This is a genomic window from Ensifer sp. PDNC004 (assembly GCF_016919405.1).
In the GTDB taxonomy this organism is placed as follows: domain Bacteria; phylum Pseudomonadota; class Alphaproteobacteria; order Rhizobiales; family Rhizobiaceae; genus Ensifer.
Genome location: NZ_CP070353.1, coordinates 2,199,586 through 2,221,465 on the forward strand (window position 1 = coordinate 2,199,586; position 21,880 = coordinate 2,221,465).

21 protein-coding genes are annotated in these 21,880 nt (G+C 61.4%); 1 reads left to right on the forward strand and 20 read right to left on the reverse strand.

Features of this window, described 5'->3' with window-relative positions:
• Positions 1–75: 75 nt before the first annotated feature.
• The 20 genes from JVX98_RS18915 to JVX98_RS19010 form a co-directional block, all read right to left on the reverse strand.
• Positions 76–630, reverse strand: a complete 555-nt coding sequence (locus tag JVX98_RS18915) for a rod-binding protein (protein WP_192447831.1) — start codon at positions 628–630, stop codon at positions 76–78.
• An 80-nt stretch (positions 631–710) separates the two neighbouring features.
• Positions 711–1,124 carry a hypothetical protein gene (locus tag JVX98_RS18920; protein ID WP_192447833.1) on the reverse strand — a complete coding sequence of 138 codons (414 nt, stop codon included), beginning with the start codon at positions 1,122–1,124 and terminating at the stop codon, positions 711–713.
• Positions 1,125–1,128: 4 nt separating this feature from the next.
• Positions 1,129–1,881, reverse strand: a complete 753-nt coding sequence (fliR, locus tag JVX98_RS18925; protein WP_043624952.1) for a flagellar biosynthetic protein FliR — start codon at positions 1,879–1,881, stop codon at positions 1,129–1,131.
• Positions 1,878–3,965, reverse strand: a complete 2,088-nt coding sequence (gene flhA / locus JVX98_RS18930; protein WP_192447834.1) for a flagellar biosynthesis protein FlhA — start codon at positions 3,963–3,965, stop codon at positions 1,878–1,880. The genes fliR and flhA overlap by 4 nt, the downstream gene beginning before the upstream one ends.
• A gap of 136 nt (positions 3,966–4,101) precedes the next feature.
• On the reverse strand, positions 4,102–4,368 hold the full coding sequence (gene fliQ, locus JVX98_RS18935; RefSeq protein WP_043624946.1) for a flagellar biosynthesis protein FliQ: 267 nt from the start codon (positions 4,366–4,368) through the stop codon (positions 4,102–4,104).
• Positions 4,369–4,375: 7 nt separating this feature from the next.
• The gene (gene flgD / locus JVX98_RS18940) at positions 4,376–4,786 is read right to left on the reverse strand and encodes a flagellar hook assembly protein FlgD (protein WP_034800748.1); all 411 of its coding nucleotides are present in this window, start codon (positions 4,784–4,786) and stop codon (positions 4,376–4,378) included.
• The gene (flbT, locus tag JVX98_RS18945) at positions 4,777–5,226 is read right to left on the reverse strand and encodes a flagellar biosynthesis repressor FlbT (RefSeq protein WP_034800746.1); all 450 of its coding nucleotides are present in this window, start codon (positions 5,224–5,226) and stop codon (positions 4,777–4,779) included. The genes flgD and flbT overlap by 10 nt, the downstream gene beginning before the upstream one ends.
• Entirely contained in the window at positions 5,223–5,570 is a 348-nt protein-coding gene (gene flaF / locus JVX98_RS18950; protein WP_034800744.1) for a flagellar biosynthesis regulator FlaF, read from the reverse strand. The genes flbT and flaF overlap by 4 nt, the downstream gene beginning before the upstream one ends.
• A gap of 34 nt (positions 5,571–5,604) precedes the next feature.
• A complete protein-coding gene (locus JVX98_RS18955) occupies positions 5,605–6,660 on the reverse strand; it encodes a flagellar hook-associated family protein (protein WP_192447836.1) in 1,056 nt (351 codons plus the stop codon).
• Between the two features lie 2 nt (positions 6,661–6,662).
• Positions 6,663–8,132, reverse strand: coding sequence for a flagellar hook-associated protein FlgK (gene flgK, locus JVX98_RS18960; RefSeq protein WP_205237085.1), 1,470 nt, complete (start codon positions 8,130–8,132; stop codon positions 6,663–6,665).
• 23 nt (positions 8,133–8,155) lie between these two features.
• Positions 8,156–9,367 carry a flagellar hook protein FlgE gene (locus JVX98_RS18965; RefSeq protein ID WP_205237086.1) on the reverse strand — a complete coding sequence of 404 codons (1,212 nt, stop codon included), beginning with the start codon at positions 9,365–9,367 and terminating at the stop codon, positions 8,156–8,158.
• A gap of 91 nt (positions 9,368–9,458) precedes the next feature.
• Complete coding sequence (rem, locus tag JVX98_RS18970) at positions 9,459–10,130, reverse strand: transcriptional activator Rem (RefSeq protein WP_192447840.1); 672 nt, start codon at positions 10,128–10,130, stop codon at positions 9,459–9,461.
• Between the two features lie 269 nt (positions 10,131–10,399).
• A complete protein-coding gene (locus tag JVX98_RS18975) occupies positions 10,400–10,957 on the reverse strand; it encodes a transglycosylase SLT domain-containing protein (RefSeq protein WP_192448310.1) in 558 nt (185 codons plus the stop codon).
• Positions 10,908–12,323, reverse strand: coding sequence for a flagellar hook-length control protein FliK (locus tag JVX98_RS18980; protein WP_205237087.1), 1,416 nt, complete (start codon positions 12,321–12,323; stop codon positions 10,908–10,910). The genes JVX98_RS18975 and JVX98_RS18980 overlap by 50 nt, the downstream gene beginning before the upstream one ends.
• Positions 12,320–13,621, reverse strand: coding sequence for a chemotaxis protein MotC (motC, locus tag JVX98_RS18985; protein ID WP_205237088.1), 1,302 nt, complete (start codon positions 13,619–13,621; stop codon positions 12,320–12,322). Before motC ends, JVX98_RS18980 begins: the two co-directional genes overlap by 4 nt.
• Positions 13,622–13,626: 5 nt before the next feature.
• Positions 13,627–14,898, reverse strand: coding sequence for a MotB family protein (locus JVX98_RS18990; protein ID WP_205237089.1), 1,272 nt, complete (start codon positions 14,896–14,898; stop codon positions 13,627–13,629).
• The gene (locus JVX98_RS18995) at positions 14,895–15,548 is read right to left on the reverse strand and encodes a hypothetical protein (RefSeq protein WP_205237090.1); all 654 of its coding nucleotides are present in this window, start codon (positions 15,546–15,548) and stop codon (positions 14,895–14,897) included. The genes JVX98_RS18990 and JVX98_RS18995 overlap by 4 nt, the downstream gene beginning before the upstream one ends.
• A 450-nt stretch (positions 15,549–15,998) precedes the next feature.
• Positions 15,999–16,973, reverse strand: coding sequence for a flagellin (locus JVX98_RS19000; protein WP_043624928.1), 975 nt, complete (start codon positions 16,971–16,973; stop codon positions 15,999–16,001).
• Between the two features lie 367 nt (positions 16,974–17,340).
• On the reverse strand, positions 17,341–18,294 hold the full coding sequence (locus JVX98_RS19005; RefSeq protein WP_192447850.1) for a flagellin: 954 nt from the start codon (positions 18,292–18,294) through the stop codon (positions 17,341–17,343).
• 288 nt (positions 18,295–18,582) lie between these two features.
• The gene (locus JVX98_RS19010; protein WP_192447852.1) at positions 18,583–19,536 is read right to left on the reverse strand and encodes a flagellin; all 954 of its coding nucleotides are present in this window, start codon (positions 19,534–19,536) and stop codon (positions 18,583–18,585) included.
• Between the two features lie 365 nt (positions 19,537–19,901).
• Between JVX98_RS19010 and JVX98_RS19015 the strand changes: the two genes are divergently transcribed.
• Positions 19,902–21,815 carry a glycosyl transferase gene (locus JVX98_RS19015; protein WP_246764905.1) on the forward strand — a complete coding sequence of 638 codons (1,914 nt, stop codon included), beginning with the start codon at positions 19,902–19,904 and terminating at the stop codon, positions 21,813–21,815.
• Positions 21,816–21,880 lie beyond the last annotated feature (65 nt).

The following is a 21,880-nucleotide window of genomic DNA, read 5'->3' on the forward strand; positions in this document are numbered from 1 at the left end:
ATTCTCAAGCGATCTATTCCTATGAATTAGAGCGGAATGCGGATGGAAAACTGCAAGCAGTTCCCCGACCCCGCCCTAGGCTTGCTTGTTCTTGTCGTTGTCGGTCGAGAAGCCGGTCAGCGTCTTGCGCTCGTATTCCTGCACGAGGCTTGCGGCGAGGTTTCGGCTGTTGCCGTCGAGCGATGCCTGAACCCGATCGGTGCCTTCGGCACCTGCGAGCTGTTCGGCAATGCCGATGCCACCGCTCTTGGAGATCACGTCGCCGATCTGCTCGGCCATCATGCTCTTCCAGATGTCACCTGCGTTGCCCTTGCCGAAGACGTTCTCGCTTTCGGTCGGCAGCATCGACTTCACGAAGTTCTGCAGCACCATGGCCTCGAACTTGCGATAGGTTTCCGGAATCTTCTTCTGTTCAACGCGGTTGTTGAGGTCGCCGAGGCCGCTCGAACCATCGGGCGACAGGTTCAGAACGTTGACGGCAGCGGCGAAGCCGTTGCCGTTTTCCGCGAGACTCGTCGCCTTGAACGCGGCACGGTTGGCCTTCAACCGCGCCTGTGCTTCCTGCACTTCGGCGGGGTCGGCGGCGCGCACGACATCCATCACCAGATCGCTGGGCGGAGAGATGGCCATGACGAATCCTCTCAAAATCGAGCCTGGGCATTGGTCGGCCCGGGTCCGCTCCGCCATCGGAGCAAACCGGGAATGACGCACTATCGCCCGTCAAGCTTACCGGAAGCTGGCGCGTTGCCCGTAACGTGTTGATCGATCAGGTCGTAGATGGAATTGTCGGCCTCTTCACGGTCCTCGGACTGGCGGGCCTCCTTCATGTTTTCCTCGAGCCGGTCGGCTTTCGCGCGCTCTCTCAGCATGCGCGCCTCGTGCGTTTGCTGGATGCCGTGCAGCATCTGGTCCTTCTGCACGAGCCTTCCGATCTGCGAGGAATAGTGGCCGGAGAACATGCGGTGCATCGGATGCGCCGAGCCCATGGCGTCCACGACGACATCGATCGTCTCGGCCAGGACCTCGCGCTGCCGCACCATCTCGACGAAATCCGCCTCCGCCATCTGTTCGAGATGGCGCTGGACGGCGACCAGCCGCTTGAGTTTCTGCGAGCGGGTTTTCATCCGGCTATCCTCCCTGCATGACCAGCGCGAAACCGTCGCCGAACAGGCGCAGCATCGCGGCGATACCGAGATAGAGCAGGAACAAGCCGCCCATGATCAAATAGGGCTGTGAGATGAAGTAGATCGGGATCTGTGGCGCCAGCTTGTTCACCATGCCGATCGCCACGTTGAACAGCAGGCCATAGATGATGAAGGGACTCGCGAGCCTCAGCATGATCATGAAGATCTGCGACAGCGAATCGGTGAGCGTGATCAGAACGCCTTGCGGATCGAATGGCGTGCCGATCGGCATGGCGCGATAGGATTGAACGATCGCCTCGATCATCACATGATGGAAGTCCAGCATGAACAGCACCATCAGGCCGGTGAAGCTGATCAAGCTGGTCACCTGATTTTCGGGCGTATCTTCGATCACGTCCGACGATGGCGGCGAGGCAAAGCCCATCAGCATGGTGATCGCCGTTCCGGTGAACTGCAGTCCCAGGACATAGTAGCGGGCGACAAGGCCCATGACCGCGCCGACCGCCGTCTCGGCAGCGATCAGGTAGATGTAGCTGTGCCCCTTGCCGGTCACCTGCGGATAGATGTCCGTCCACATGACAGGCAGGATCGCCATGGAAACCGCGACTGCAATGAACAGCCGCACCTGCATCGGAACGCGTGCGCTGGAGAACCCGGGCATGATCATGATGCAGCCGCCGATCCGGCAGAAAGCCGCAAACAGCGCCAACACCGTGCCCTCCGGGTCGGTGATCATGAGATGGAGCCGATGATCTTGATCTCAAGGCCCTTGGCAAGCTCGACATGCGAGAGCACGGGCAAGGTGGCAAAGAGGCGCTCGATGATCATGCGCACATAAGAACGAGATTCGGGCGAACTTACCAGTACGAAGGGCATGCCGCGATCGAGATGTTCACGGATAACTTTCGTCGCCTGCTCGCTGAACTCTTCGAGGTGACGCGGATCGATGTCGAACTCGACAACCTCGCCCTTGGCGTCACGCTTGAGCGCCTGGTGGAAGACCATGTCCCACTTGTTGCCGAGGCGCAGCACGCGCAGGATGCCGTTGTCGGCAAGGTCGCCGCACAGCTGCTGCGACATGCGTACGCGCACGTGTTCGACGATCTGCTCGGTCTTGCGCACATGTGGCGCGAGTTCGGCGACCGCTTCCAGGATCAGGTGCAGGTTGCGGATCGAGACCCGCTCCGCCAGCAGCAGCTTCAGCACCGCCTGCAGGCCCGAATAGGACATGTGCGAGGTGCAGATCTCGTCGGCGAGCTTGCGGTATTCCGGATCGAGCCGCTCGATCAGCACCTTGACGTCCTTATAGGAAAGCAGGTGCGGCAGGTTGTTGCGGATCACTTCGCTCAAATGCGTCAGCACCACCGATACGTTGTCGATCGGATGGAAGCCTTCGCGCTTCAGGTCCTCGGTGAAGGTTTCGAGGATCGAGACCGCCGGCATCCCGAAGGCGGGTTCGCGGATCTCGTCGCCCGGAACACTCGGCCGGCGGCCGCCGCCGGTGACCACCAGGACTTCGCCGACGCGCACCGTGTTGGACGCGATCGTCGTGCCGTGAATGCGGATATGGTAGGCCTTGTCCGGAATGCTGATGTCGTCGGAAACCTTGATTTCCGGGATGACGAGGCCGTACTGACCGGCGAACTTGCGGCGCATCTTGCCGACACGGAAGGCGAGTTCCTGGTGCGCACCGAGGAGGCGGGTCGAGACCTGCTTGCCGAGCAGGAGCTCGATCTCGGCGGTCTTCAGCACCGACTTGACGGAGTCCTGCTCGCCTTCCTTGGTCTGCTGGACCTTGGCGGCCTCTTCGGCGCGACGCGCGGCATTGGCAGCCTCGATCTGGCGCGGCACGAGCCAGCTCAGGAACGCCATGCCGCCGCCGAGCACGGCGAAGGGCAGGAACGGCAGACCGGGAACCACGGCCAAAAGAATGATCAGACCGGAGGCGACCATCAGCGCCTTCGGGTAGCCGCCGAGCTGGCCGACGACGGCCTGGTCAGTGGAGCCGGATGTGCCGCCGCGCGATACCAGAAGGCCGGCAGCGAGCGAGACGATGAGGGCGGGGATCTGCGAGACGAGGCCGTCACCGACCGACAGCTTGACGAAAACGTCGGCCGCTTCGCTGATCTGCATGCCATGACGCAGGTAACCGATGATGATGCCGCCGAAGATGTTGATTGCGGTGATGATCAGGCCGGCGATCGCGTCGCCGCGCACGAACTTCGACGCACCGTCCATGGCGCCGTAGAAGGAGCTTTCCTCTTCGAGTTCACGCCGGCGGCGCTGCGCTTCCTTCTCGTCGATCAGGCCGGCCGACAGGTCGGCGTCGATCGACATCTGCTTGCCGGGAATCGCATCGAGGGTGAAGCGCGCGCCGACTTCGGCGATACGCGTCGCACCCTTGGTGATGACGATGAAGTTTACGGTGATCAAGATCAGGAAGACGATCAAACCGATGACGAAGTCGCCGGACATGACGAGGCTGGCGAAACCGGAGATAACGCCGCCGGCAGCGCCGTGGCCTTCATGACCATGCGAAAGAATGACGCGGGTGGTGGCGATGTTCAGCGCCAGGCGCACCATCGTCGAGATCAGCAGGATGGTCGGGAACGAGGAGAACTCGAGCGGGCGCTGGATCCACAGCGAGACCATCAGGATCAGCACCGAAAAAGCGATCGAGAAGGCCAGTCCCATGTCGATCAGAAATGGCGGGATCGGCAGGAAGAGAATCGACAGGATCGCCACGATCCCGAGCGCGAAGCCGATGTCCCGGCCCTTCGGAGCTACTTTCGGGATGATCAGCGCTGCTTGTTGTGCCATGTCTCTTCCGTCTCATCATGAGATCAAGGCAGCATTCACACGCGCTGCCCCACTATAGAGATGGAGATACCCGTCCAAGCTTGCGCGAGGGTTTCATGGCGTCGCTGGCCGCTGGCCGATGGCCGGCGGTGCGGGATCAGAATCCGGACTGAATGCGCGAGAAGATGATGTCGGTAAAGATGGAAATCTGAGCGCCGATGAAGGGCGCGGACACGGCAACCGTGATCATGACGGCGAGGATCTTCGGGACGAAGGTCAACGTCATTTCCTGGACCTGGGTCAGCGCCTGAATGAAGGCGATGACAACGCCGACGATCATCGCGGCGAGAACGGCGGGCCCCGAGGCCACGATCACGGTCCAGATCGCGGCCTGTACGATATCGAGGGCATCCGCCTCATTCATGGAGTTATCACTTCACCTTGACGCCCGGGCCGATAACAAGCTCCTTGCCGTTATCCAGCACCGCAATGATTCCGTCAGAGTATAGTTTCACTTCCTTAACCACGCCAGTGGTCTTGCCGTCTTCGCTGGTGACAGTGCGCCCGATGACGGCGTCCGCTTCGCTCAGCGACGTGCGCTGCAGCAGGCTTTCAAGGTTCTTGTTGGTCTTGATCGTCTGTTCGACCTGCGAGAAGGTCGCAAGCTGCGCGATCTGCTGCGTCGCATCCATCGGCTGCGTCGGATCCTGATTCTTCATCTGGGCGACGAGCAGCTTCAGGAAGCTCTCGTAGTTGAGCGATGCCTTGGCGGCGTCGCCGCCCGAATCCTGAGCCGAAACGTTCGGGGTGTAGCCGTTGTTGCTGACGCCGCTTACCGCCATGGTGCGATCTCCTTGCGAATCTGCTCGACCGTTGCCGGCGTGATTTCCTGCGTGTTGAGGATGCGGTCTTCGATGGCGTAGAGGCCGCGGATCGCCTTGAGCGCTTCGAAGGCGCGACCGTTGGTCACCAGGCCGTCAACACGCTTCAGCTCGGCAAGGATCTCTTCGTTCTTGAAGCAGTTCAAGAGCATGACGATCGACTTGCGGAACATGGCGGTCGATTGCTCGGCGCCTTCCGGATTGATGAGGATCATCTGCGCGATGAAATAGAGCTGCTTCAGCGGCGTCGTTGCGTCTTCCGGCTGCAGCACGTGGTTTTCGAGCAGGAACGTCACATCGTTCAGGAACTCGACCGCGACCTTCCGGTCCACGCGCAGCACCGCGCCGTTTACAAAAATCCGTTCGCCCGACTTCAGCGAGATACGCAGTGTGCTCTTCATTTCAGTCCATCCCTGATGATGGTGGTAATGTCAATTATGCCCTGGAAGTTGGAGGATTCGCGTTTGCGGATCTTTTCCGTCTCGTTGAGTATCCAGATGGCGATCGAAATCAGATTGGCGCGCAGCTCTTCGTTCAGCTGGTTCTCCGGAGCACGCAGATCTTCGATGAAACGGATCCACAGGCGCCGGGTAAAGTAGATGGCCTCGATGGCCTCTCTCGAATACCCTTTCTGCTGTTTCGCTGCTTCCATGAGCGCGATCGAGCGATCGAGTACCTGCCGTTCCCGATTCTTGGAGTCGGCGACGCCGTCCTCCATGATCTCGGCATAGGAAAATTGGTACATTCAGACATCCTTCATGTTTGTCCGGTTCCTCACACTAGAGGAAATTGAGCAAGCTCATCTGCTGTAGTCGCGACGTTAGTGTATAGGACGTTTCCAACTGCACCTTGAGCGTGTTGATCCGGGTCGATGTCTCGATCGGATCGATGCCTTCGAGATCGGCGACATGCGTGTTGACCAGCTTGAGCTGCGCGTCGATCGAGGTGTTCGCCTTCTTCACGCGCGATTCCGAGATACCGAGCTGGCTGCGTTCGCCGTTGAGCGCGGCGATGCCCTGCTCTGCATAGTCCAGAGCCGCGGTGCCTACGGCGGCACGCGCGTCAGGCGTAATGTTCTTGTCCATCAGCTCAGCCGAGATCACGCTTGCCAGCGCGAACATCCGGAAGCCCTTGGTATTGGCGTTGGTCGAGCTTTCGATCACCTCGCTGGCGCTGATCCGGCTCGTCATGTTCTGGCTGGATGCGTCCGACCAGTTGGTGTCCCAATACCCCCCGGGGGTGGTATCCATGAAGCTCGTTTCCAGACCGGTGATGAACGTCTTCATCTGCGCGGCGGTGATCTGGTCGTCGGACGTGATGCCATTGGCGGACTTGAACGCCGTAAACGCAGTGTCGAAGGCCGTCTTTGCCGCAGACGTAGCGGTGTAGTCGGCGACAGGCTTGGCGTCGGTATTGATGCCCGAAAACAGGAACTCGCCGTTGAAGGACGTGTTGGCAGCCGCAGTGAAGGTCTGCAGCGCGCCCATGATCTCGGTCTTCTGGATCTTCAGCTGGCTCGCGGCATCGTTACCCTTGTAGGTAACGAGCGTGTCGCGCACCTTTTCGGCCGCTTTCGCCATCGTTTCCAGCGCGCCCTGCGAGCCGGAGAGGCGCTGGGTTACGACCGAGTTGGTGCTCTTCATCGAGTTCAGACGGTCGATCTCGCGCTGAAGGTTGAGCGAGCGCGAAGCCGTCGCGCCAAGCGTCAGGCCAACGTCGTAGTGCCGACCGGTCGTCTGTTCCTGGGTTGCCTTCAGCAGATCCATCTGGTTCTGCTGAATCGTCATGCGCATGGCGGTCTGGATCGCCAGATTAGAAACGTAGGACGTCTTCATGATTACCTCACAGCTTCCATCAGGGCCGCCATCATGGCGTCCACGGTGCTCACCAGCTTGGCCGATGCTTTGTAGGATTGTTCGAGATCGAGCAGCAGCGACAGTTCCTCGTCGATGCTGACGCCGGTCTGCTTGCTGAGCGCTTCCTGAGTGCGTGAGAGCATCGCGCGCTTGTTGTCGTCAGCGGCCGAGGCGGTCTTGCGTGTCTCCTCGAGCCAGCCGACCGAACCGGTCGCAAAATTCAGCAGGCTGCTGGTTCCATCGAGACCGGTCGACGGGTCGAACGACATGTTCTCACCCATCTTGTTGATGAAGCCGTCGAGCAGGCCCGTGTAGCCGGGGCTCGGATTGCCGGCACCGCCGGGGTTCGAAACCACGCCGTTGAAACCGCCATCACGCAGAAGAAGCGGGTTGGCCTTCGCCAGAGCATTGACCGTGATCTTCGACGCCAGGCCTGGGACGACAGTTCCTGCCGGAGGCATCGTCGCCAAAGCCGGATCCGTGGTGAACAGGCCGGGTTTATAGGGGATCGGCGTCGGCGTTGCGCTCGGATTGCCTTCCTTGAACAGCTCGATCAGGCCGCGCGCGATTTCGTCGAGCTGCGACTGGAACTTCGGCGCGATGTCGTCGCGCAACTGCACCAGGCTCGCGAGCTTGCCCTTGGCCGTGGTGTCGGCGCCGCTTCCAGGCGCGATCGGCACGCCGTCGACGAAAATCTTGTTGCCGACCGTCGACGCGTCATAGGCCGTGGTCGGAGCGAAGGTGACCTTGCGCGGGCTGTTCTCGAAGAGAACCGTGCCGTCGGTGGTGAAGATCACCGTATCGTTGTCACCGCGGGTCACGGTGGAGATACCGATGATCTCGGAGACCTGCTTCAGGATCTTGTCGCGCTGGTCGAGCGCGTCGCTTGCGTCGCCTCCCGTCGCAGACGCCGATTTGACGGCATTGTTTGCCTTCTCGAATTCCGCTAGCAAGCCGTTGAGCTTATCGACCTCGAGGGCGATTTCCTTGTCGGCATCCTCACGCAGGTTCTGCACCGTGTCCGAGGTCTTGTTGAGCGAGTTGGCAAGATCCTGCGCGCTGGTAACCGCAGATGCGGCAATCGTCTTGTTACCGGGGGTCGAGGCCAGCGTCTGCAGGCTGTTGCGGAACTCCGACAGCATCTTCGACGGCGCAGTCTCGTAGTTGTTGCCGCCGAGAGCCGATTTCAGGAGCTCCAGGCCATCGCGAAGCCGCGCCTGGCCGGAGGCTTCGCCAATGCTGGCGATGCTCTGCTTGAGCAGCGCCTCGTTCTGCGCCCGGTAGATGGATACGACCTGCGCGCCGCCGTTGCCGGTGCTGCCCAAGAGGGCGAGGCGACGCGAATAATCCGCATTGCCCGCGTTCGCGATGTTCTTCGACACGATCGCGGTCTGCTGCGCCGTGTTGCTGAAGGCTTGCTGAGCGATGGATATTGCGGAGGACAGCGACATGACGCGGACCGTATCTCTTTCAATTACCGTTTCAGGTTGACCAGCACGTCAAGCAGGTCCGAGGCGGTCTGGAACACCTTGGAGTTTGCCGTGTAGTTGCGCTGCGCCTCGATCATCGAGGTGAGTTCGTTGGCGATATCGACGTTGGAGTTTTCAAGCGCCTTGGATTTGATTTCGCCGAAGGCGCCGTTTCCGGCAAAACCCGTGACAATGACGCCCGAGTCCGCGCCCTGGGTGTAGACGTTGCCCGATTCCGGCTGCAGCTTGTCCGGGCTCTGCACGTTGGCGAGCGCAATGCGGAACTTCGGCACGAGGTTGTCGCCGTACTTGGCGTAGACGATGCCTTCCTTATCGATCTCGAAACCCGACATCTTGCTTGGTTTGTTGCCGTCGATGGTGCCGCCATCGCCTTCGAATTTGTCGCCAACCTGGGTCGTCTTGGAGAAGTCGATGCTCAGGGAGGCGAGCGAGGCGTTGCTGCCGGTGAAGGGGCCTAGCGGAAGCGTCGTCAGCGGTGCCGGGTTCGCCGGGTTGAGCTTGCCGGCGGCATCGAACTGCAACGCCTGCGTGGCAAGGGCGGTGCCGGACGTGCGGTCGACGATCTTCAACTCCCACGCGCCGTTACCGGCCTGCTTCGTGTAGGTGAAATCGAGCAGGCGAGAGTTGCCCTGGCTGTCGTAGACGGAAAGCGACGTTTTGTATTGGTCGCCGGTCGCCGCGTTGCCCGGAAGGGTTGCCCCCATCGCGCCCTTGCTGGAGCCGTTGGCCACCACGCCGTCATCCGCGAGCTTGACCGGTACCAGGCCGTCGAAGCCGTTGACGACAACCGTCGGGTCGACGCCCTGCTTGTACTCGTAGCCCATCAGCGTGTAGCCGGCGGTGTTGACGAGGTTACCGTTCTTGTCGGGCACGAAGGAGCCGGCGCGCGTCAGGAAGTTCTGGCCGCCATTGCCCGATACGATGAAGAAGCCGCCGCCGTTGATCATCAGATCGCTTGCCGACGTGGTGTAGCTCGAGCCGCCCTGCTGGGAAATGCTGTAGCGCACCTGCGTCTCGACGCCGCCGGAATTGTAGTTGCCGCCGCCCGAAGGCAGGATCATCGACGAAAACTCAGTGGAGGCGCGCTTGTAGCCCGTCGTGTTCGAATTCGCGATGTTTTCGGCGACGGTGCCCAGACGGTTCGACTGGGCGTTCATACCGGACACACCCGTTCTCATGCTGCCATAGAGACTCATATCGGATCCTCATTTCCTTGTTACGGCGACACTAGGAAGCGGGCCTTGCGTGAACCTGTCTTGGTTCAGCGCCCGCCCATCGGCGTGGCGCTCAGTTCCAATCGATGCAGTAGCCAAGGAAACGCTTCGAATCGATCGGGTCGAAACCGAGTTTCTTGCGCAGTTTCTTGCGCAGCTTGCTGATGTGGCTTTCGACGACGTTTTCCTCGACGTCCTCGTCGAAGATCCCGTAGATCGCGTTGAAGATCTGCGACTTGGAGACGCGACGGCCGCGGTTTGCGACCAAATATTCGAGAATGCGGCGCTCGCGGCGCGGCAGGGCGAAGACATCGCCGTTGATTTCCGGATCACGGCCGTCGGCAAAAACGCGGATCGGACCGATGTCGGTAAAGTTCGCGATCGCCTTCAGGCGCCGGCGGATCGCAGCGACCCGGGCGAGGATTTCGCGGGGGTGAATCGGCTTGCGCACGACGTCGTCAACACCGCAATCAAAGAGTGCAAGCGTATTTTCGAGGGACGGTGTGTCGCTCATCGCGATGACCGGCGCCATCGAGCGATCGCGGATGGCCCGCGGCAGCGTGAAGGTGGTATCGCCCTGACCGATCAGGAAGGCTTCCACGGCATCGATATCCGAATCGGCAGCCGCATTTACCCACTCTCCAAATTCCTTGGGATCGAATCCCGTCGAGGGAATACCTTCACGTCCGAAGAGGGACGCATACCCGTCCTTCACCAGCTCTCTTTCATCAACCACTACGATCATTCGCCCGCCTCCGAATCAGTATGGCTCCGCACTGATTGAGAGGTACGAATCGAGGGATTCATGAACAACTAGAGGAAGTTACTGGGTGGAATTAATAATTGATTAACCATGTTTCGCCGATTTGATCTACATTTAGTGGCACCCACTCCGAAGCGACACTAAAATAATGTGGAAAAGTTAACGGACTACGACAAATCGCTTGCGGTCACATTGTCCGCGCATTGTCGCCACAATGCGGCAAACCGGATGCTAATACAATTTTTGGTTGCTTATTGGCAAAACTGCGTGGCGTTCGGCGTCCACTTGCCGTAGCCGGTCGCGACGAGATTCGCGATCACCCGGCAGACATATTTCTTCTGCGCCGGGTCGTTGTTCGGGCCCGCGTGATAGCGCGCGACGGCCATCGTCCAGGTCTCGTGCCTCGCATGGAGATTGGCCAGGAAGCGTGCGGCATATTCGACATTCTTCTGCGGGTCAAGCATCTCCTGCGGCGAGCTGAAATGCTCGCCATGGAAGTAATAGTTGATCTGCATGCAGCCGAGATCGATGAGCTTGGCGCCCTGCGCCCGCGCGTTGCCGAACTGGGTCAGAACGTCCTGTTCGCTGCTGCCGAAATAGGCCTTGCCCTCGATGTTCATCGCGTAGGGTTGAAGCGATCCCTTGCGGCCGGTTTCGGTCAGCCCGACCGAATAGAGGATCCCGGCCGGGATATCGTACTTCGCCGCCGCGCTGATGATCTCGCGCTCGCAGACGCCGGCGTCTGCGCTCGCAAAAGCACTACATGTAGACGTGACCAGTACGAGAGCGCTCAGTGCCGGCAGCCGCATCTTCCGTCCCGCCATTGCCAACCCACCTTTCCGCCGCCGAAGACTGGCTGTCGTCCTGTCGCTGCTGTCGTCCCTGGCCGTTGCCATCGGCGCGATCTCGGCCTTGTTGCCCGGCTTGTGCCTGGGGCTGGGCTTGCGAGCCGCCGCCCGACGACGTGTCGCCACTGGAGTTGAACACGATGTTCACCTGGTCGACCGCAAAGCCCTGAGCGCGCAACGCCTTGACCAGATCGTTCTGGTCGTCGCGCAGCTGCCGGAAGGCGTCGCCGGTCTCGACCTTGAGTTCGACCTGCAGTTCGTCGTCCTTCAGGCGCAGCGTGGCCGTGACGAGGCCAAGCTCGATCGGGTGAAGCTGGATCTTCAGGGTGTTGAGCGTCTTTCCGGCCTGCGTCCACGCACCCGGCTGAGCGAGTGCAGCACTTGGCTGCAGGGAACTGGTGGCCTCTCCAGCAATGGCGTCCGCCACGGCGCTGGTGTTCGGGCTCATCGAGATGCCGAGATAACGCCGTGCCTCGAGCACGGTGACGTTTTCGACCTTGGCGGAGCCTTGCGAACGGGCGGCGTCGAACGCCGCGTCACCGTCCTTCGAAAGGCTCATGGAAACGGCCTGTCCCTTGCCGTCGGCCCGGGCGAAACGGAAGAGCCGATCGGGATCGCTCTCGCCTGCCTGTGCCTCGGCTTTCGCGCTATGCTCGCTGCCACCGGCAACCGGCACTGCAGCTTCAATCTGGCTGTCCGCTGCCTGACGCGCGGCCGCCGTCTGTCCCTGAGGCTGTGCCGTCTGGGCGCCGCCGAGCAGCGTCAGCAGATCGTCCATCGCCGTCTTTGTCTGCTTGGCTTCTGCGCCCTCGCCGCGAGCGTTGGCGTCGGTATCGACCGCGGTGCGATCTGCCGGCGCCTTGCCAGTGCCCTTCGTCAGCGCAGCGATCCGCTCGGCGAGTTCGTCATCGGCCGCCACTTGCGCCAGATCGTCGGACACGGCAGCCGTCTTGGCCGGATCGGCCTTGTCGACGGCACGTTTGCCGCCGACGCCGCGCTCGGCCATCTGGAAATGGTCGCGCAGCGCGTGCTCGTCGAACTGTTCGTTGCGACCGAGGCTGATGCTGCGTGACGCGGCCCTGCCTGCGGCCTTGGCAATATTGTCCTTGTCGATCAAGGCTCCCGCCTCCGCGTCGCTGCCCGCAGCGGCGTCGTTGCCACCCTTGCCTGAACCCGGCTGGTCGTTGTTTTTCTGTCGCCCGGCACTGGCCACGGCATCTTCAAACGCGCCGGCCGATGCACCACCGGCCTGTTCCTTGCCGCCCGTTCGTCCGTTTCCCGTGCCGACAGGCGCCGGAGGCATGCGCAGAGTGTCCTCAGCCCTCATTTGTCATCTCCCTTGAGGAGAGCGTCGATCTCTTCGATCTTCGATCGTCCTTTCGCCACGAAGCCATCGTGCTCCGGGTCCGCAACCTCGTCAGCGCCGGATGCAGCCACGGTCGTCGGCGCTACCGCCGGGGTCTGCGCGCTACCAAAGGGGCTCATACCGCTGCCAGTTTCCTCGCTTGCGGCCGACGCACTCGCTTCGACCGGTCTATCGGGTTTAGACGCAAACACTTGCGTGAGGCTTTCACCGGCAGGTGGCCGAACGACGGCGTCCGCAACCGCCTTTGCAGCGTCGCGCAGGGCGCGGTCGCGCGGCGAAAGCTCCGCGTCTGAAATCGCAGCCAGGCTCGCCGTCGCGGCGAAGACGTCGTTGGAGGGCACCGAAGCCAATCCGGCATAGAAGCTGGCGAGCAGCTTCGGCTGCGCCGCACCGTCGGCGCCGAGCGCCTCGGCGCGCTCAGAGGCGAGCTTCGCAAGCTCCTGCTTGCCGGCGATCGCCGCGCGGCGAGCGACGCGAAGGAAGACTTCGCGTTGGCGCGGCGCGTCCATGAAGCCGAGGATCTCCGAGATCCGCCCCTGCGCTTCGCCATCGAAATGGGCGACGGCTAGTTCGACGAAGACATCCGCGAACTGACTGGCATAGGGAGACGTCAGGTAGCGGCGGGCATAGGCCAGCGCGTAGCGGAAGCCCTTGTCCGCGTCGCCGGCCTGAACCGCGAGGAAGACCGAGCGGCGCAGGGCAGCCTCTTCGATGATCGTACCCGGGGCCGCGAGACGGGCCCAATCGTAGTACTTCATCGCGCCCACCGGATCCTGCTGCGACGTCGCATTGCCGAGGATGAGGTAGAGATAGGGGCCGATGCGGGCGCTGCGGTATTCAGGCGCGGCCTTGGACAGGTTCTCGACGATCAGGCCGCCCTTGCCGTTCAGATATTGCGTCAGAGCATCGGTGACGCGGGAATCGAAGTTCCCCGCCACGTCGTGATCCGCTAGGTACTTCAACGTCTCCGGATTGCCGCCGCTCATCGCATAGACCAGCGCCGCATCGACGTTGCGCGGATCACGGAAGACAGTCGCGTCGGCCGCACGCAGGCGCTTGTCGATCGCGCCCAGCATGAAACGCTGCATTTCGATCGCCGAATGGTCGCCAAGGACGACCGAGTCCTGCACATATTGCAGCGACCGGATCATCTTGAAGGGTGCGAGCTCCTCGATATCGTTCGCCCTGGCAGCCGCTGTTGCAAACGGGGTCGCCAGCACGCAGCAGGCCATCAGAGCGGTTCGCAGGCGTCTCAGCATGGCGCTTAACCCGGAGCCGATTGCAGGAGGATCTCGATGCGCCGGTTGCCCGGGGCGTAGGGATCACCGGGGATCTGCAGCCGCCGGTCGGCGAAGCCGCTGATCTGGCTGACGCGATCTTCCTTCAGGCCGCCACGGACGAGCATGTAATAGGCGCTCTGGGCGCGGGCGGCAGACAGCCGCCAGTTGTCATAGGTGCCATCCTTGAAGGGGCGGCCGTCGGTATGGCCTCGGATCGCAACGGCACCTGGACGCTCGGCCAGCAGATGGCCGATCTTTTCCATCGCCAGCACCAGCTCCTTTTGCGGCACGGCCGAACCGATGGAAAACATCTGCGCGTCGGTGCGCTCGCTGATCGTCACCATCAGGCCGCCTTCAGCGGGCGTCACGACAAGTCCCTCAGCCAGCTGGCCCGCCTCGCCGGCAAGCTGCTTCTTCAGCTCGGCCTGGAGTTCGGCCGCCTGCGCCTTGGCGTCGGCCTCGGCAGTTTCGGCCTTCGGCTTTTCACCGGCCGCGGCATCCGCCGTGTCCTTGCCAGCGCCCGTGTTCGTGTCCTTGCCGTCACCGGCCTGTTTGTCGGCCGCGTCGGGCGTCTGTTCCGACGCGTCCGCCTCGGACTTCTTGACAGTCGGCGTCGCACCTGCGGGCTCCGTCGACTTGTCGGCAAGGGCAGCGACGGTTTCGGCCGTGTTGCCGGCGTCCTTGACTTCAACCTGCTTGGTCCAGAAGTCCGGGTCGAACGGGTCACGATAGGCCTCGCCGCCATCGGCGCCGGTGGCCGGGCCGGACTGGGCCGCACCGCCCTCACCCTTGACGCTGATGTTGGCCTGCTGGCCGACCTCGCGCGCGATTTCGGAAAGCACCGAATAGGGGTTTTCGAAGAAATCCGCGTCGGAATACTTCGTCTCTTCGCCCGACGTCGCCGTCAGCTGATCGCCGGTCTTGGCCGAGCCACCGGACTTGTCCTGCTCGCCATCGACCTTCGAACGCTGCTGCGTTTCTTCGCCCTGCGCATCCTTGGCCGGGTCCTTCAAGCCACGTTCGGCCGGCTTCTGGTCGGTCAATTGCACCGGGTTGAAATAGGAAGCGATCGCCGCCTTCGTCTCTTCGTTGGCGGCATTGATCAGCCACATTACGAGAAAGAAGGCCATCATTGCGGTCATGAAGTCGGCATAGGCGATCTTCCAGGAGCCGCCATGGTGGCCGTCATGGCTGCCGCTGTGGCGCTTGACGATGATGATCTCGTGCTTGCCGTTGTGGTGGTTTTCGTCGCTCATGCGAGAACTTTCCGAACTGTATCGGCCCAGGCGGCCATGCGCGTCACGAGGATGGTGCCATCCATCTCGACGGCGAGATCGACATCGTCGGATTCGACGTGCCGCAAGGACGGCAAGTCTTCTCCGAGCTGGCGCTTCAGCGCCTCGAAGAGAGACGCCGGGCCCTTGACGACGATGGTGCTGCCTTCGCCGGCCACAAGGCCCTGGCGCAGCATCTGCGCCATATCGGCAACGGCGCGCTGCATGAGGGCATCGCCCATGACCGGTGCAAGCACGCGAGCGGCCTGATCGCCGAGTGCGACGGCAAGCCCTTCGGTCATTTCGTCGATGCGCTGCGCCAGACGGTTCGCGGTTTCCTCCTCGAAGCGCCGCGTCAGCGCCTCGAGTTCGGCCGCGTGCGCCGCCTGGAGTTCGGCAATCTGCTTTTCGTGTTCAAACACGAGTTCCGCGGTCGCCTCGGCCCGCCCTTCGGCAAAGGCTCTCCGGCGCTCCGCATCGATATCGATTTCCGGCATGGCGGGTCTCGAGCCGAGGCGCTCGCCATCGGCATAGTCGGCATCCAGATCAGGGAAATATTTCGGCGGCATCAGCGACAGCTCGACTTTCGGCGCGCTGAAGTCCTTGAGATAGCGGGAGAGCATTGCACTCATGGCCGGCCCCCTGCAGCGGACCTGCGGCAATGCGGCGATCCCCATCTGCTTGAGAGGCGGCGCTCCCTGGCGCGGACTTCCATTGCTCCTGGCACTGCTGACATGTCTCCCTCGGGCCCGACCGTCGGATACGGCGAACCCAGCATTCTTGACGTACATCGGCGCGATCCGGGGTCGGTTGGTCCCGGAACGATCCGATGCAGGCGACGGCGCAAAGGTCATTTTGGCCGGCAGTCATCCGACAGGACTGCGAGGGAAGGCTATTCGGTCAAACTTGTGCGAAAATGAATGTGTTGGACCGCGCCAGGGCAATTAGCGCGGTCCAACAGTTTCTACCGGGTGCCGTGACCGACGACGTGGCAGAACTCAAAGTGCCGTCACCCACATCGGGGCGATGGGCTCAGTTTGGCAGATCGGCGGCCGTTTGCAGCCGCTGTCCGCCTTCGCGCCTTACTGCTGGAAGAGGCGCAGGATGTTTTCGGAATTGGTGTTGGCGATCGAGAGCGCCTGGATGCCCAGTTGCTGCTGCGTCTGCAGCGCCTTCAGCCGCGTCGATTCCTCGTTCATGTCGGCATCGACCAGACGACCGACGCCCTTGTCGATCGTATCCATCAGGTTGGCGATGAAGCCCTCCTGCAGCTCGATGCGCTTGGTGATGGCGCCGAGCGTGGAGCCGGCATCCGTCAACTGGTTGAGGATACGTTCGACGACGCTGATCATGTCGGACATTTCGGCAGGCGTCGTCGATGCGGTCAGCTTGATTTCCGCCGTCGTGCCGATCGGCGTCGTCGCCGGCGCGCCGATCAGGTGGTACAGGCGTGCGCCCGCCGTGCCGGGAGGAGAGGTGAGCTGGGAGGCGTCGTAGTTCCGGGTCAGGATGCCGCGGCTCGCATTCTGCTTGTCGATCAGCATTGACTGCGAGGTGTCGAAGTCGAGCGTGGTGACCGACACGTTGCCGTTGGCGTCACGGTTGAACGAGGCGACAACCGACTTGGTGCCGACGGGGGCCGTCGCGGCGTTGTAGAGCCAGTTTTCACTGGAGAACGATGCAGACTGTGCGGCCGAGATGAGCTGGTTCTTAAGCTCGGAGATTTCCTTGTCGATCTTCAGCTTGTCGACGCCCGGCTCGCTCGCCGCGACGAGCTTGCTCTTGATCGCGCTGACGACCTCGATCGAGGAATTCATCGCCGCATAGGCCGTGTCGATCTTGGCGGCGCCGAGGCCGAGGGCGTCCTGAACGGTGGAGAGCGCCGCGTTGTCGGAGCGCATGGTGGTTGCGATCGACCAATAGGCGGCGTTGTCCGCGGCTGTCTGCACGCGATAGCCCGAGGAGATGCGGTCCTGGACTTCGGCCATGTCGGAGTTGATCGAACGCAAAGTCTGGAGAGCCGCCATGGCGGCGGTGTTGGTCATGATGCTGGTCATTGGTCACCTGTCCCGATTGAATTCATAAGGACATTCCGGAGTGCTACCGGCAGCGATGGGACTGGCATCATGCGAATCGCCCCTGTTTTGCCCTGGAGGCGACCCTTCGCTCTTAACGAATATGTAACGATCTCATAGTTAACAAACGGTTAACACCGTTAGGAAGTCAGTAACAAAGGTGAACAAAAATAAGGGAAGATGGACGAAACGTTAAGGTGGGCGCGGTTCGCTTGGAACGGACGCCGGCGACGCCTGGTGGCCATGGAATACCGGAGCGCAAAAGGAAAAAGCCGCACGATCCACGGGGGATGTGCGGCTTCTTTTCGAAGTGACGGGCGAAGATCGCCCGTCATGTTCGGCCGATCGATTAACGGAACAGCGACAGGATGTTCTGCGAGTTCGAGTTGGCGATCGTGAGCGCCTGGATGCCGAGCTGCTGCTGCGTCTGCAGAGCCTTCAGGCGGGTCGATTCCTCGTTCATGTCGGCGTCTACGAGGCGGCCAACGCCCTTCTCGATCGAGTCCGAGAGGTTATCGACGAAGCCCTTCTGCAGTTCGACGCGGCTGTTAAGCGCACCGAGGTCAGCGGCAGCGTCGGTCATCTGCGTCAGGATCGAGTCAACACCCGACAGAGCCTGCGACAGAGCGCCGGTCGTCATGTTGGTGATGTCGAGCGACAGAACGCTGAAGGAGAGCGATACGGTCGAGCCGGTGCCGCCGCCGCTGGTGTCGGTGTAGGAGATGTTGCTGGAGAGCAGGCCCGTGCCGTTGGTGACGTTGTTGCCAGCCGTGTCGACTTCGATGAGCGAGCTCTTGTTGGTGTCGAACTGCAACGTCGTCAGGCTGACATTGCCCTTGGCGTCGCGGTTGAACGAACCGACGACCGACTTGGTGCCGGCAGCGTTATTGGCGTCGGTGTAGACCCAGTTTTCGCCCGAGAAGGAAGCCGACTTGGCAATGCTCAGAAGCTGGTTCTGCAGCTCCTTGATTTCCTTCTGGATCTTGCTCTTGTCAACGCCCGGCTCGCTGGCGGCAACCAGCTTCTTCTTGATTTCGTCGACGACGTCCTTGGAGCTTTCCATGGCCGTGTAGGCAACGTCGGTCTTGGCAGCGCCGAGGCCGAGGGCGTCCTGAACGGCCGAGAGGGCCTTGTTGTCCGAACGCATGGTGGTCGCGATCGACCAGTAAGCAGCGTTGTCAGCCGCGGAACCGACGCGCAGGCCCGACGAAATGCGCTCCTGGGTGGTTTCCATCGAGGAGTTGATCGAACGCAGGGTGGCGAGTGCGCCCATGGCGGAAGAATTGGTGATGATGCTCGTCATTGGCTGAGTGCCCCTTGTTGGCAAAGATGAAATGGAAAGGGACATTCCGGGATTACCGGGAAACGACGGTCAGCCTCATGCCTGCTGACGCTCTAATCTGTTCGGGTCAACCCGTCGTTTCGATGGTTACAACAAACACCATCGTGGTTAACGAACCCTAAAACCCGGAGAAACTTTTCGAAGTTTTATCAGTGCATTGGCGACAAAGAAAAACCGCGCCTCTTGCGAGGCGCGGTTTCGTATCTTGCTTCGGGTGCGGGCCGTGGCCCGCCCCCTTCAGCCCGTCGATTAACGGAACAGCGACAGAACGTTCTGCGAGTTCGAGTTCGCGATCGACAGTGCCTGGATGCCGAGCTGCTGCTGCGTCTGCAGAGCCTTCAGGCGGGTCGATTCCTCGTTCATGTCGGCGTCTACGAGGCGGCCAACGCCCTTCTCGATCGAGTCCGAGAGGTTATCGACGAAGCCCTTCTGCAGTTCGACGCGGCTGTTAAGCGCACCGAGGTCAGCGGCAGCGTCGGTCATCTGCGTCAGGATCGAGTCAACACCCGACAGAGCCTGCGACAGAGCGCCGGTCGTCATGTTGGTGATGTCGAGCGACAGAACGCTGAAGGAGAGCGATACGGTCGAGCCGGTGCCGCCGCCGCTGGTGTCGGTGTAGGAGATGTTGCTGGAGAGCAGGCCCGTGCCGTTGGTGACGTTGTTGCCAGCCGTGTCGACTTCGATGAGCGAGCTCTTGTTGGTGTCGAACTGCAACGTCGTCAGGCTGACATTGCCCTTGGCGTCGCGGTTGAACGAACCGACGACCGACTTGGTGCCGGCAGCGTTATTGGCGTCGGTGTAGACCCAGTTTTCGCCGGAGAAGGAGGCCGACTTGGCGATGCTCACCAACTGGTTCTGCAGCTCCTTGACTTCCTTCTGGATCTTGCTCTTGTCAACGCCCGGCTCGCTGGCGGCAACCAGCTTCTTCTTGATTTCGTCGACGACGTCCTTGGAGCTTTCCATGGCCGTGTAGGCAACGTCGGTCTTGGCAGCGCCGAGGCCGAGGGCGTCCTGAACGGCCGAGAGGGCCTTGTTGTCCGAACGCATGGTGGTCGCGATCGACCAGTAAGCAGCGTTGTCAGCCGCGGAACCGACGCGCAGGCCCGACGAAATGCGCTCCTGGGTGGTTTCCATCGAGGAGTTGATCGAACGCAGGGTGGCGAGTGCGCCCATGGCGGAAGAATTGGTGATGATGCTCGTCATTAGAGTGTCCCTTGATTACTTTAGACGATTTAGGGGACATACCGGACTTCCCGGTGATGGCGGATCGGCTTCATGCCACTCGGTTCCAACTATCTCGGAAGAAACCAAACCCGTCATGTGAAAGGGACTATCGCGTGCAAAGCTTGCGAATTGATTAAATGCCCAAGGCAACTTTGGTCGAGATAATTTATACTTAACAAGACTTTAATGGCGTCCCCGATGCAGGGGACACAGACCCGCCACTGGCGGCCTAGATGTGTCGGTCCTGCGCTCCTGTCTGAGGCAAGCTCCGCCAAGTAAACTCGGCTTCGAACAAGGACTAGCAAGCCGGCGCCGGTCGCCGCGCCTCTTCGACGGAGCTCTTAGTGAACGCCCAAGCCATCTTTTCGACCGCCTCCCGGCAATACCAGAAGGGGCGGTACACGGACGCGCTCAACCAGCTGAATGTGCTGATGGAGATCAACCGCGACACCAAGACCTATGTGCTTCTGGCGAAGGTGCTTGTGAAACTCGGCTTCAAGGCTGAGGCGGCCCGCGCCTACCAGCTCGCCGGTGAAGCCGGCGGCTCGCGGGCGGAGGATTACCTCACCGACGCCATGAAGCTCTACTTCGCAAACGGACAGGAGGACGAGGCGCTGAGCATCGGACTGCCGCTGCTGGAGAAGGCCAAGACCGATCCCGAAATTGCCTTCATCATTTCTTCGATCTTCCTGAAGCGCGGCGAGAAGCAGATCCTTGGCCTGTTCAAGGCTCCGCTGACCTTGAGCACCAACCGCCTGCACAATGCGCTTGCGTTCAAACTGTTGACCGCCGAGATCAACGACCTGCAAGATCGTGACGCGCTGGCCAACCTCTTCCGCAACAACCCGAAGAATGCCACGTTGCGGTCGGCCCATCTCGTCTATGCCCGTGAGGCCAACGACTATGCCGAGGTAGAGAAGCACGAACGCGACATCCAGAACGCGTTGAAGACGGGGCAGACTGAAATCCTCGCATCCGAGGCACCCTACTATCATGCGACCTGGTGTGGCGACGAACGCCTCAATCAGATCGCCGGTGCGATGCACAACGCGTTCCCACCCGAACTCACCAATGTGCGCCGCAGTGCTCCTCATCGCTGGGGCGACCGCATCAGGATTGGCTACGTCTCAGCCGACTTCTGGGACGATCACGCCACGATGAAGCTTCTGAAATCGGTGCTAATGGCCCACGACAAGTCCCGCTTCGACGTGACGCTCTTCTGCCACACGAAAGCCATGCACACTGCGCGCGACATGGGAGCGCGGGAAAAATGGGGGCGGATCATCGAGATTGGCGATCTGCCCGACCAGCAGGTGGCGGAGGTCATCCGCCAGGAAAACATCGATATACTCGTCGACTTGAAGGGGCATACGCTGGAAAGCCGCAGCCCGATTTTCAATCAGGCCGCAGCGCCGGTTCAGGTCGGGTGGCTCGGCTTTCCGGGCACGACCGTCAACGTCGATCTCGACTACATCATCGGCGACCCCTATGTCCTGCCCGAGTCCAGCAAGGCGTTCTACTACGAAAAATACTGCCGACTGCCGGAAAGCTACCAGCCGAACGACCCTTATGAGCGGCCGCGGCCGCAGCCAGTCTGCCGATCGCAGGTCGGGCTGCCGCAAGACGCGTTCGTCTTTGCGTCCTTCAATGCCAACCGAAAGATTTCGCTCCAGACGGTGAACCTCTGGATCGACATCCTCAAGCAGACCCCTAACAGCATGATGTGGATCTTGTGCGAACGCGCGGATGCTCGGGCAAACCTGCTCGCCAAGTTCAAGAGCGCCGGCATCGACACGAAACGCATCGTCGTCTGCCCCAAACTGACGTACCAGCACCATATCAACCGCATTCCGCTCGCCGATATCGGTCTCGACACCTATCCCTATAACGGCCATACGACAACGTCGGAACAGCTTTGGACCGGGCTTCCGGTGCTCACGTTCAAAGGCACGAACTTCGCTTCGCGCGTGAGCGAGAGCCTGCTGAACGCCATCGGCGTGCCGGAGCTCGTGGCCGCCGGACCGGAGGACTACGTCAAGGAAGCTGTCGCGCTCTACAACAACCGTGAGAAGATCGCCGACTATCGGAAGAGGCTGGACGAGAACCGGTTCCGGATGCCGCTGTTCGACGCGGAACGTTTCTGCCAGCACCTGGAAACGGGCTACGAAATGATGGCCGATCGCGCCAAGCGCGGACTTGCGCCCGATCACATCGACGTTCCGGCGTTGCCGCCGCGCAGCGGGTCGTTCGAACGCTGAACGGCGACAATTCCTAAAAAGACAAAAGGCAGCGCCGCGGCGCTGCCTTTTTTGTTGTCCCGTTT